Source organism: Bradyrhizobium sp. (genome assembly GCF_035309285.1).
Classification (GTDB): Bacteria; Pseudomonadota; Alphaproteobacteria; order Rhizobiales; family Xanthobacteraceae; genus Bradyrhizobium.
Genome location: NZ_DATGFH010000103.1, coordinates 1 through 12,507, shown reverse-complemented (window position 1 = coordinate 12,507; position 12,507 = coordinate 1). Strand labels below are relative to the sequence as shown.

The window sequence follows — 12,507 nt, the reverse complement described above, 5'->3', positions numbered from 1 at the left end:
CGGCTCGCTCGGGCTCGACATCGCACTTGGCGTCGGCGGCCTGCCGAAGGGGCGGGTGGTCGAGATCTACGGGCCGGAGTCATCGGGCAAAACGACGCTGGCGTTGCATTGCGTCGCCGAGGGCCAGAAGAAGGGCGGCATCTGCGCCTTCATCGACGCCGAGCATGCGCTCGATCCCGTCTATGCGCGCAAGCTTGGTGTCAATATCGATGAGCTCCTGATCTCGCAGCCTGACACCGGCGAGCAGGCGCTGGAAATCTGCGACACGCTGGTGCGCTCCGGCGCTGTCGACGTGCTGGTGGTCGATTCGGTCGCCGCACTGGTGCCGCGCGCCGAGCTCGAGGGCGAGATGGGCGAGGCGCTACCAGGCCTGCAGGCGCGGCTGATGAGCCAGGCGCTGCGCAAGCTCACGGCCTCGATCAACAAATCCAACACCATGGTGATCTTCATCAACCAGATCCGGATGAAGATCGGCGTGATGTATGGCTCGCCGGAAACCACGACCGGCGGCAATGCGCTGAAATTCTACGCCTCCGTCCGTCTCGACATCCGCCGCATCGGCGCGATCAAGGAGCGTGACGAAGTCGTTGGCAATACGACGCGCGTGAAAGTGGTGAAGAACAAGCTGGCGCCTCCCTTCAAGCAGGTCGAATTCGACATCATGTATGGCGAGGGCGTCTCCAAGATGGGCGAGATCCTCGACCTCGGGGTCAAGGCCGGCATTGTCGAGAAATCCGGCGCCTGGTTCTCTTATGACAGCCAGCGGCTCGGCCAGGGCCGCGAGAACGCGAAGGCGTTTTTGAAGGCCAATCCAGACATCACCACCAAGATCGAGACCGCGATCCGCCAGAACTCCGGCCTAATCGCCGAGCAGATTCTGGCCGGCGCCGCCGAGCGCGACGCCGACGGCGAGGAGCCGGCGGAGGAGTAAGGTTCAACCGTAAACAGGTTTCGCAGGAGCGGGCGCTGAAGACGTTGAGTTGCCGACGTCATTGGCGCCCGTTTCGTTTTGCGTGCAGCACGTGGTGAGGGCATGAAGCCTCTGGTCCTGACGTCCATGTCCGGTTTTCACTTCACGGTCTCGGACTATGCCGAGGTCACAATCCCTTTCAGCTTTCGCTTCGTCTGGGGGGCGTTGCCCTCCCTTGACGAACTCGCGGCCTATCTTGGTCTGCGCTCGCAGGAACAAAAACGAGGGACACACTGGTCGGACTTTGTCGACTGGGGTCGCGGTCGCATAGTCCCCGGGGCCAGCAAGCATTGCGGATTGATAGAGTTCTGCCGGCACTATGAGACGATCGAGCTGTGGTTCGATCCGGATCCTAACGACCAATTGCAACTGATCTGGCTGCTCGATCATTTGCGTTCTGATCCACAGGTCGCAACCAAATTGACATTGTCGCTTGTGGACTGCGACCTGAACAATATTTCCCGCGAGTGGTTGGCCGAATTTGAGAAGCCGGCCGTTGATGTCGCGGAAGCGGAGTTTGAGACAGCGCGCATGGCATGGCACGCCTACAGAGAGCCGACGCCGGAAGCCTGTTTCGATTTGCTCAGGGAGGATTTGGGTGCGCTGCCGTTGCTCAAGCCGGCTTTGCGCGACCTGCTCGAAGAGCTTCCCTCAACCTCGACAGGGCTCGGCGCCACAGAAATGCGGATGCTGGAGCTGATCAAAAGGGGTTATCAGCTTACGAATGCGCTCTTCCATCTTACGGAGCTTCGCCTGACCCGTATCTTCAGCGAGTGGGAGCACGGCTATCTCCTTGACGGGCTCGCCCATGGCCCGACGCCCGCCGTGGCGGGCCTCGACGAGGAACTGCGCACGATCAGCCGGGAAAATCTGGGCGCGCGTCATCCCCTCTATCTCCGCAGCCGCCTCTCGCTCACCGAGTTCGGCGAAGCGGTCGGCGCCCACGAAGTGGATTTCAGCCGCCACAACCCGATCGATCGCTGGTGGGGCGGCACGCACCTGACCAGCGACCGGCTCTGGCACTTCGATCCGGTCCTGACCAGGTTGTGAGGGGAGTGAGTATGAAGCGTCTCATCCTGACAAACGATACTTCGGCCGCCGGTAGCCTCGGAACAGCGCGCCTTGCGCATTTCCTGATTTCGCTAAACCGCCAGCTGGTCTGGGAGCGGTTGCCGTCGGACGCCGAACTGTCCGGATTTTTCGGCAGGCGCAAGAAACGCCAATCCAAGCTCAGTTGGCAGGACTATCAGCCGCAACACCGCCTTGAGGGCATCGGCGCGGTGGGCCTTGGATTGGTCGAGCTGTGCTCGCGCTTCGATGCGATCGAACTGTGGATGGATCCGCGTCCGAACGATCAGCTGCAGCTGATTTGCCTGCTGCACTATCTCCGCGCCCACCCGGAGATCGCCTCGCGACTGTCGTTGGTCCAGGCACACGTCCCCATGGGCAGCCAAAGGCCGGAGGTGCTGGCAAAATGGAGGTTGCCGGCTATCAAAATCTCTCGTGATCATTTCGAACTGGCGAGCCGCGCATGGCAGGCTTTTGGTGCGGCGACGCCGCAGGACTGGTTCGGCCTGTTAGCGACAGAGTTGAGCGCTCTGCCCCGGCTTCGGAATGCTGTCGCCGCCCTGCTTGAAGAGCTTCCCTGGCGCCGCACGGGCCTTGGCGCGACGGAAATGCGGATGCTCGACTTCGTATCGGGATGGAAGCCGACCCCGCAGGACATCGGCCTTCATGAGGCCCGCGATTCGGGCCGGGTGTTTGGTTATTGGGAGCAGGGCGCGTTGCTCGACGGACTCGGGCGGTGCCGGAAGCCGCTGATCTCGGGTCTCAAGGAGGGACCCTTCACGATGGAATTGCACGATGATCGTGCGCGACATAAGCGATACAACAAGAGCAAGCTTGCGCTCACGCCGCTCGGACACGCGATCCTCGCTCAAACCGACGATTTCACTCGCCACAATCCGATCCGGCGCTGGTGGGGCGGGACCAAACTGACCAACAAGCGCCTGTGGCGCTGGGACCCGGATAACAAGGCGCTGATCGCGCCATAGTGAGTTCGTCATTGTCGGCTTGACCCGCCCGCGGGGCCGAAGCCCCTTCGGCGCGGCGAAGGCCCGGCAATCCATCACAAGAGGATTCATTCTCGATGGATGCGCGGGTCCCGCCTACGCCAACCGCCTTCGTCCGAAGGCGGACTTCGGCGGTCAAGAGGCTTCGGCGGGCCGCAAGCCGCGCATGACCGAGATCTCCTTATTCCGCCGCCTGCGCGTAGTCCTCAACCGGCGGGCAGGAGCAGACCAGGTTGCGGTCGCCATAGACGTTGTCGACGCGGCCGACCGGGCTCCAGTATTTGTCCGTGCGTGAGATGCCGTCCGGGAAACAGCCTTCGGCGCGGCCATAGGCGCGCTTCCACTCGTCGTCGGCGATGTCGTGCACGGTGTGCGGCGCATGCCGCAGCGGCGAGGCCTCGATCTTGAAGCGGCCGTTCTCGACCTCCGCAATCTCCTGGCGGATCGCGATCATGGCATCGCAGAAGCGATCCAGCTCGGCCTTCGATTCCGATTCGGTCGGCTCGATCATCAGCGTGCCCGGCACTGGAAAGCTCATGGTCGGCGCGTGGAAGCCGTAGTCGATCAGGCGCTTCGCAATGTCGTCGACGGTGACGCCGCATTTGGCCTTCAGCGGCCTCGGATCGACGATGCACTCATGCGCGACGCGGCGGTTGTGATTGCGATAGAGCACCGGGAAATGCGCATCGAGTCGCGCCGCGATGTAGTTGGCGTTGAGGATCGCGATCTCGGTCGCGCGCGTGAGCCCTTCGCCGCCCATCATCAGCATGTAGATGTAGGAGATGGTCAGGATCGACGCCGAGCCGAACGGTGCGGCCGAGACCGGCCCGACCGGGTGAGGCACCGCGCCGTTGGTGGCGGGATGACAATTTTCTGGGTGACTTGGCAAGAACGGCGCCAGATGCGCCTTGACGCCGATCGGGCCCATGCCGGGGCCGCCGCCGCCATGCGGAATGCAGAAGGTCTTGTGCAGGTTGAGGTGGCTGACATCGGCGCCGTAATCGCCGGGCCGCGACAGCCCCACCTGCGCATTCAGATTGGCGCCGTCGAGATAGACCTGTCCGCCATGGCCATGAACGATGTCGCAAATCACGCTGATGTGCTCCTCGAACACGCCGTGGGTCGAGGGATAGGTGATCATGATGGCGGCGAGGTTCTTCGAATGGGCCTCCGCCTTCCTGGAGAGATCATTGACGTCGACATTGCCGCCGGCGTCGCAGGCGACCACCACCACGTCCATGCCGGCCATCGCGGCCGAGGCCGGATTGGTGCCGTGTGCCGAGGAGGGGATGAGGCAAATCTTGCGATGGCCTTCGCCGCGCGTGGCATGATAGGCGCGGATGGCGAGCAGGCCGGCATATTCGCCCTGCGCGCCCGAGTTCGGCTGCAGCGAGATCGCGTCATAGCCGGTGATGTCGCAGAGCCATTTTTGCAGCCGTGCGAACAGCACGTGATAGCCTTTCGCCTGCTCAGGCGGCGCAAACGGATGCAGCGTCGCGAATTCAGGCCAGGTCAGCGGGATCATCTCCGTGGTCGCGTTCAACTTCACGGTGCAGGAGCCGAGCGGGATCATGGCGCGGTCGAGCGCGAGGTCGCGGTCGCTCAGCTTGCGCATATAGCGCAGCATTTCGGTTTCCGAGCGATGCGCATGGAACACCGGATGGGTGAGAGTGCGGCTGGTGCGCCGCAGTTCCGCCGGCAGCGCTTCGCGCGCGCTGGCCTCGACTTCGCCGTAAGCGAGCTTGCCGCCAAAGGCGTGCCACACCGCTTCGACCGTCGCAGGCGTCGTGGTCTCGTCCAACGAAATGCCGAGCGTGCGCTCGCCAAGACGCAGATTGATCCTTTCGGAGAGCGCGCGCGCGACGATCTCGTCGCGCTTGCCGCCAACCTCGACGGAGATCGTGTCAAAGAACGTGTCGCTCGCGGGCGCAAAGCCGAGCTTGCGCAATCCCGCCGCCAGCACCGCCGTGCGGCGATGCACGGTGCGCGCGATTGCGGCGAGGCCCTCCGGGCCGTGATAGACCGCATACATCGAGGCGATCACCGCAAGCAGCACCTGCGCGGTGCAGATGTTGGAGGTCGCCTTTTCGCGGCGGATATGCTGCTCGCGGGTCTGCAGCGCGAGGCGATAGGCGGGCGCCCCGCGCGAATCCACCGACAGTCCGACGATGCGCCCGGGCAGCGAGCGCTTCAGCGCATCGCGCACGGCCATATAGGCCGCATGCGGTCCGCCATACCCCATCGGCACGCCAAAACGCTGCGCCGAGCCAATGGCGATGTCGGCACCGAGCTCGCCGGGAGAAGTGAGCAGCATGAGGCCCAAAAGGTCGGCCGCAACGATCGCCAGCGCGCCCTTCTCATGCAGCGCTGATATCGCGGGCCTGAGGTCGCGCAGCGCGCCTGACGAGCCCGGATATTGCAGCAGCGCGCCGAACACGTCGGCTTTGGCGAGATCGCTGAAGGGATCGCCGACGACGAGCGTCCAGCCCAGCGGCTCGGCGCGGGTGCGCAACACCGCTGTTGTCTGCGGATGCACGTCGTGATCGACAAAGAATGTTTTGGTCTTGGCGTGCGCCGCGCGTTCGGCGAGCGCCATCGCTTCCGCCGCCGCGGTCGCTTCATCGAGCAGCGAGGCGTTGGCGACGTCGAGGCCGGTGAGATCGCAGATCATGGTCTGGAAGTTGAACAGCGCCTCCAGCCGGCCCTGGCTGATCTCGGGTTGATAGGGCGTATAAGCCGTGTACCAGGCGGGGTTTTCGAGGATGTTGCGCTGGACCACCGTAGGCAGGATGGTGCCGGAATAGCCTTGGCCGATCAGCGAGGTGAAAGCCTGGTTTTGCGCCGCGAGTTCGCCCATATGCGCGAGCGCCGCGCTCTCATCAAGCGCGCGGCCGAGATCGAGCGGGGCCTTTTGCCGGATCGAAGGGGGCAACGTCTCGCTCATGAGATCGCCGATGCTTTTCGCGCCGACGACGTCCAGCATGGCGGCGACATCGCGGGGCGAGGGGCCGATATGGCGGCGCACGAATGTGGTCGCGGCTTCCTCGGCGGGTTTGAACGGCGCGTTCATGATCGCTCTCCTTAAGCCGTGTGTGCCTTGTAGGCGGCCTCATCCATCAGCGCGCCCAGCTCACCCTTGTCGGCAATTTTCATCTTGAAGAACCAGGCCTTGCCAGCGGCATCGGAATTCACGAGCGCGGGCTCGGCGGCGAGCCCCTCGTTCACCTCAAGCACCTCGCCCGAGATCGGCGCGTAGACGTCGGAAGCGGCCTTGACGGACTCCACGACCGCGGCGGCCTCCGCCTTCTTCAGGCTGCGCCCGACCTTCGGCAGCTCGACGAACACGACGTCGCCGAGCTGCGACTGCGCGTAATCGGTGATGCCGATGGTGGCGACATCGCCCTCGATGCGGAGCCATTCATGGTCTGACGTGAACAAAATGGTCATGAGCTTCCTTCAGCGCTTGTAGGTGTTGGGAACGAAGGGGGTGGGGGCGACGACGAGCGGCAGGCGCTGGCCGCGCACCTCTGCGAACACGCGCGTGCCGGCGCCAGAGAGCGAGGTCGGCACATAGCCCATCGCCACCGGCGCGTTCAGCGTTGGTCCGAAGCCGCCTGAGGTGACCGTGCCGATCTGTTCGGACGAGGCCGCGTCGGCGAACAGCGCCGCGCCCTCGCGCACCGGCGCGCGGCCCTCGGCCTTCAACCCGACACGGCGGCGCGGTGCGCCATCGGCGAATTGCGCGAGAATCCTTTCGGCGCCGGGAAAGCCGCCGACCCGCGCGCCGCCGGCCCTGCGGCTCTTCTGCGCCGACCATTCCAGCGCAGCCTCGACCGGCGTGGTCGTGGTGTCGATGTCATGGCCATAAAGGCAGAGCCCGGCCTCAAGCCGAAGGCTGTCGCGCGCGCCGAGGCCGATCGGCAGCACGTCACTATTGTCCAGCAGCAGTTTTGCCAGCGCATCGGCGTCTTCCGCCGGCACCGAAATCTCAAAGCCGTCCTCGCCGGTATAGCCCGAGCGCGAAACGAAGCAGTCGAAGCCGGCCACGCGGCGCGGTCCGGAATCCATGAAGCGCATCGACAGCGCGTCCGGACAAAACTTTGCCAGCACGGCTTCGGCCTTGGGCCCCTGCAGCGCGAGCAGCGCGCGATCAGGCAGCGCCTCGATTTTGCAAACATCGGAGAGATGCGCGCGCAGATGCGCTTCGTCGGCCTCCTTGCAGGCGGCGTTGACCACCAGGAATAGATAGCCGCCGAAATTCGCGACCATCAGATCATCGAGGATGCCGCCTTTCGCATTGGTGAATTGCGCGTAGCGCTGCCGACCTTTTGCGATGCCCAGAATGTCCTGCGGCACCAGCCGTTCCAGTGCGAGCGCAGCGTCGTCCGTCGCGCCGGAGGTCGCGCGCAGCGCGATCTGACCCATGTGGGAGACGTCGAACAGCCCCGCTTTCTGGCGGGTATGCAAGTGTTCCCTGAGCACGCCGGTGGCGTATTGCACGGGCATCTCATAGCCCGCGAACGGCACCATTTTGGCGCCCAGCGCCACATGCAGAGCGTGGAGGGGAGTGCGTTTTAAGGTCTGGTCGTCGCGCGCGAGCATCACGGGGCCCTCTCAGGGGTTCCCGGGACGATTCCCGAAAAACCCTTCGAAGCCCCATCTGTCGCTTTGCCTGAGAGTATTATCCCGTCGGCGGACGCCCTTGGCCTCTTAAGGCCCTCGGCGCCTCTTTCCAGATGCTGTCCTCACCACGCGGTCCTTTTGCCTGAGAGTTTCCGGGGCGGTTGCTCCTTCGGCGCCGGCACTAAGCCGATCTCTCCCGACGTGGCTGTCTTGAACAGATAGGAGGAAAACACGACCTTACCAAGACTGTCAACGCGCTCCGGGGTGCTATCAACGGGCTTTAGCGTGCCGAGCCAAGTCCATGATCCGCCTGCACAGTTTCTGGACAGTGCGGCAGGCCTTGTCTAAAAGCGTTCCGCCGGAGAAAAGGCGTTATTTTTGCGGGCCTCCGGCCAGCTTTTCCGATTGGATGAACATGAGCGGCGTCAACGAGATCAGGTCGACCTTTCTGAATTTTTTCCGCGAGAACGGCCACGAGATCGTGCCGTCCTCACCGCTCGTGCCGCGCAATGACCCGACGTTGATGTTCACCAATGCCGGCATGGTGCAGTTCAAGAACGTCTTCACCGGAGTGGAGAAGCGGCCCTACCAGCGCGCCACCACGTCGCAGAAATGCGTGCGCGCCGGCGGCAAGCACAACGACCTCGACAATGTCGGCTATACCGCGCGGCACCATACCTTCTTCGAGATGCTCGGCAATTTCTCGTTCGGCGACTACTTCAAGGATCGCGCAATTGAGCTCGCCTGGAAGCTGGTCACGAAGGAATTCGGCCTGCCCAAGGACAAGTTGTGGGCGACCGTCTACATCGATGACGACGAGGCTTTCGGCCTCTGGAAGAAGATATCGGGTCTTCCGGAATCGCGCATCATCCGCATCGCCGGCTCCGACAATTTCTGGCAGATGGGTGACACGGGCCCCTGCGGTCCCTGCTCGGAAATCTTCTACGACCACGGCGACAAGATCTGGGGCGGCCCGCCCGGATCGCCGGAAGCCGACGGCGACCGCTATATCGAGATCTGGAACCTCGTGTTCATGCAGTTCGAGCAGTTCGAGGACGGCAAGCGCGTTGCGCTGCCAAGACCGTCGATCGACACCGGCGCGGGCCTCGAGCGCGTCGCCGCCGTGCTGCAGGGCAAGCACGACAATTACGACATCGATCTCTTCGTCGCGCTGATCCGTGCGATCTCGGAGCTGACCGGTGCGGACCCCGAGGGGCCGCAGAAGGCTTCGCTGCGCGTCATCGCCGACCATCTGCGCGCTTCGTCGTTCCTGATCTCCGATGGCGTGCTGCCGTCGAACGAGGGACGCGGCTACGTCCTGCGCCGGATCATGCGCCGTGCCATGCGCCATGCGCAGCTTCTCGGCGCGCGCGAGCCGTTGATGCATCGCTTGGTCTGGGCGCTGGTGCGCGAGATGGGCCAGGCCTATCCCGAGCTGGTCCGCGCCGAAGGCCTGATCGAGGAGACGCTGAAGCTGGAAGAGACCCGCTTCCGCAGGACGCTTGAGCGCGGGCTTGCAATCCTGGACGAGAAGAGCGCGACCCTGAAGAAGGGCGACATGTTCGACGGCGACACTGCCTTTACGCTCTACGACACCTATGGCTTCCCGCTTGATTTGACCCAGGATGCGCTGAAGTCGCGTGGCATCGGTGTCGACATCGCGTCCTTCAGCGACGCCATGGAGCGCCAGCGCGACAAGGCGCGCGCGGCCTGGGCCGGCTCGGGCGACACCGCGGCCGAGAGTGTCTGGTTTCCGCTGCGCGAGAAGCTTGGCGCGACCGAGTTCCTGGGCTACGAGACCGAGACCGCGGAAGGTGCGGTCACGGCGCTGGTGAAGGACGGCGAGGAGGTCGACAGCCTCAAGGCCGGTGACACCGGCGCGATCGTGCTGAACCAGACGCCGTTCTATGCGGAGTCCGGCGGCCAGGTCGGCGACACCGGCGTACTGTCAGGCGAGGACGTCAGGTTCCGCGTCACTGACACGCAGAAGAAGGCCGGCGATCTCTGGGTACATCAGGGCACCATGGAGCAGGGCACGCTCAAGGTCGGCGCGGCGCTGCAGCTCGATGTCGACCACGCGCGCCGCTCCTCGATCCGCGCCCATCACTCGGCGACGCATCTGTTGCACGAGGCGCTGCGGCAGGTGCTTGGCGACCATATCGCCCAGCGCGGCTCGCTGGTCGCGGCGGATCGCCTGCGCTTCGACTTCGTGCATCCGAAGCCGATCACGGCGGAGGAATTGGTCCGCGTCGAAGACATCGCCAACGAGGTGGTGCTGGAGAACGACGAGGTCACGACCCGCATCATGGCTGTTGACGACGCACGCGAGGCCGGCGCCCGCGCGTTGTTCGGCGAGAAATATGGCGACGAGGTCCGCGTGGTCTCGATGGGCAGGCAGTCGCGCGAGCATGGCCAGAACGCGCTCGGCTGGTCGGTCGAGCTCTGCGGCGGCACCCATGTCAGGCGCACCGGCGATATCGGGTTGATCTCGGTGACAAGCGAGAGCGCGGTCGCCTCCGGCGTTCGCCGCATCGAGGCGCTGACCGGGCGACACGCGCGCAAGCACGCCAATGAGGTGATGGCGCTGGCGAAGTCCGCCGCGGCGGAGCTGCGTACCACGCCAGAAGACGTGCCGGCGCGCATCACTGCGTTATTGGACGAGCGCAAGAAGCTCGAGCGCGAGCTGTCGGACGCGCGCAAGAAGCTCGCCATGGGCGGCGGCGCTGCGGCAGGGGACGGGGCCGCCGGCGTGCGCGAGGTCGGTAATGTCAAGCTGATGGCGCGCGCAGTCGAAGGCATCGAGATGAAGGATCTCAAGAGCCTCGCCGATGACGGGAAAAAGCAGCTCGGAAGCGGCGTCGTCGCCATCGTCGGCGTCACCGAGGACGGCAAGGCCGGCGTGGTCGTCGGCGTGACGCCGGACCTCACTGCGCGCTTCAACGCGGTCAACCTGGTGCGGGTTGCCTCCGAAGCACTCGGCGGCAAGGGCGGCGGCGGTCGGCCCGACATGGCGCAAGCCGGCGGGCCCGACGGCACCAAGGCCAACGCAGCGCTGTCGGCGATCGAACAGGCGATGGCGGGGGTTTAGAGACAGTGACGCGCCGCGAACGCCGTCCACCTCTCCCGATGGGAGAGGTGGACTTCCAGTGCTGCGGCTTTGGTGCCCGCCACGTGAGGCGGTTGCGCCCTAATCCCTCACCACCCGCACCGCGCCGCGGGCGGCGCTGGTGGTAAGCGCGGCGTACGCTTTCAGCGCGGTTGAGACCTTGCGGGCGCGCTTCGCCGGCTTCCAGGCCTGCGCGCCCTTGGCCAGCATTGCCTCGCGGCGGCGTTTCAGCTCGGCCTCGTCGACGGCGAGATGGATCGCGCGCGCGGGGATATCGATCTCGATGCGATCGCCGTCCTGCACCAGACCGATCAAGCCGCCTTCGGCGGCTTCCGGCGAGACATGGCCGATCGAAAGCCCGGACGTGCCGCCCGAGAAGCGGCCATCGGTCACCAGTGCGCAGGCTTTGCCGAGCCCCTTCGATTTCAGGTAGCTCGTGGGATAGAGCATCTCCTGCATGCCTGGGCCGCCGCGCGGGCCTTCATAGATGATCACGACCACATCACCCGGCTTGATCTTGTTGGTCAGGATCGCCTCGACCGCGGCGTCCTGGCTTTCCAGCACGCGGGCGGGGCCGGCAAATTTCAGGATGCTGGCATCGACGCCGGCCGCCTTCACGATGCAGCCGTCGAGGGCGAGGTTGCCGTAGAGCACGGCGAGGCCGCCATCTTTGGAAAAGGCGTGCCCGGCATCGCGAATGCAGCCGGTCGCGCGATCAAGATCAAGCTCCTCGAAGCGGCGGTCCTGGCTGAAGGCCGTTTGCGTCGGGACGCCGCCCGGTGCTGCCTTGTAGAAATTGCGCACGCTGTCGCTCTGGCTGCGGCGGATGTCCCAGCGTTCCAGCGCGGACGCCAGCGAAGCGGAATGCACGCTCGGAAGCTCGGCGTGGATAAGCCCAGCGCGGTCGAGCTCGCCCAGGATCGCCATCACGCCGCCGGCGCGGTGGACATCTTCCAGATGCACGTCGGCGACCGAGGGCGCGACCTTGCAAAGCACCGGCACCTTGCGCGACAGGCGGTCGATATCCTTCATGGTGAAGGGGATCTCGCCCTCGTGGGCGGCGGCCAGGAGATGCAGCACGGTATTGGTCGAGCCGCCCATCGCGATATCGAGGCTCATCGCGTTCTCGAAGGCCTTGAAGTTCGCGATATTGCGCGGCAGCACGCTTGCATCGTTCTGCTCGTAATAGCGCCGCGCCAGATCGACGATCAGGTGTCCTGCTTCGACGAACAGGCCCTTGCGGTCGGCGTGGGTGGCGAGCACCGAGCCGTTGCCCGGCAGCGAAAGGCCGAGCGCCTCGGTGAGGCAGTTCATCGAATTGGCGGTGAACATGCCCGAGCACGAGCCGCAGGTCGGACAGGCCGAGCGCTCCATCACCTCGACCTCGGTATCGCTGACGCGGTCATCGGCGGCCGCGACCATGGCGTCGACCAGATCGACCGCCCTGATCTTGCCTTTGACGTTGATCTTGCCCGACTCCATCGGGCCGCCCGAGACGAACATCGCGGGGATATCGAGCCGCATCGCCGCCATCAGCATGCCGGGCGTGATCTTGTCGCAATTGGAGATGCACACCATGGCGTCGGCGCAATGGGCGTTGACCATGTATTCGACGCTGTCGGCGATCAGTTCCCGCGAGGGCAGGCTGTAGAGCATGCCGTCATGGCCCATGGCGATGCCGTCATCGACCGCGATGGTGTTGAACTCCTTGGCAACGCCGCCGGCCTTCTCGATCT

At 64.8% G+C, this 12,507-nt stretch carries 8 protein-coding genes and 1 riboswitch; of the genes, 4 read left to right on the top strand and 4 right to left on the bottom strand.

The features are described from left to right. From recA to VKR55_RS20925, 3 genes are all read left to right on the top strand, one after another. Positions 1–931, top strand: a 931-nt coding sequence (recA, locus tag VKR55_RS20935) for a recombinase RecA (RefSeq protein ID WP_324406282.1), incomplete at its 5' end; no start/stop codon positions are given. Between the two features lie 102 nt (positions 932–1,033). Next, a complete protein-coding gene (locus VKR55_RS20930) occupies positions 1,034–2,020 on the top strand; it encodes a hypothetical protein (RefSeq protein WP_324406280.1) in 987 nt (328 codons plus the stop codon). 11 nt (positions 2,021–2,031) lie between these two features. Continuing rightward, a complete protein-coding gene (locus VKR55_RS20925) occupies positions 2,032–3,024 on the top strand; it encodes a hypothetical protein (protein WP_324406278.1) in 993 nt (330 codons plus the stop codon). A gap of 199 nt (positions 3,025–3,223) precedes the next feature. On the opposite strand, the gene gcvP is transcribed toward VKR55_RS20925, so the two are convergent. Genes gcvP through gcvT form a run of 3 tightly spaced genes read right to left on the bottom strand, consistent with a single transcriptional unit; the run spans position 3,224 to position 7,644 of the window. Beyond that, positions 3,224–6,112, bottom strand: coding sequence for an aminomethyl-transferring glycine dehydrogenase (gcvP, locus tag VKR55_RS20920; protein WP_324406276.1), 2,889 nt, complete (start codon positions 6,110–6,112; stop codon positions 3,224–3,226). A gap of 11 nt (positions 6,113–6,123) precedes the next feature. After that, positions 6,124–6,489 (bottom strand): glycine cleavage system protein GcvH, encoded by a 366-nt coding sequence (gene gcvH / locus VKR55_RS20915; protein ID WP_324406275.1) that lies wholly within the window; start codon positions 6,487–6,489, stop codon positions 6,124–6,126. 9 nt (positions 6,490–6,498) lie between these two features. Then, positions 6,499–7,644, bottom strand: a complete 1,146-nt coding sequence (gcvT, locus tag VKR55_RS20910; RefSeq protein ID WP_324406283.1) for a glycine cleavage system aminomethyltransferase GcvT — start codon at positions 7,642–7,644, stop codon at positions 6,499–6,501. A 142-nt stretch (positions 7,645–7,786) separates the two neighbouring features. Next, positions 7,787–7,874: riboswitch (glycine riboswitch) on the bottom strand. 206 nt (positions 7,875–8,080) lie between these two features. Here gcvT and alaS point away from each other — a divergent pair. Continuing rightward, complete coding sequence (gene alaS, locus VKR55_RS20905) at positions 8,081–10,753, top strand: alanine--tRNA ligase (RefSeq protein WP_324406274.1); 2,673 nt, start codon at positions 8,081–8,083, stop codon at positions 10,751–10,753. 99 nt (positions 10,754–10,852) lie between these two features. Here alaS and ilvD read toward each other — a convergent pair. Further along, positions 10,853–12,507: dihydroxy-acid dehydratase (ilvD, locus tag VKR55_RS20900; protein WP_324406273.1), on the bottom strand; the 1,655-nt coding region annotated here is incomplete at its 5' end.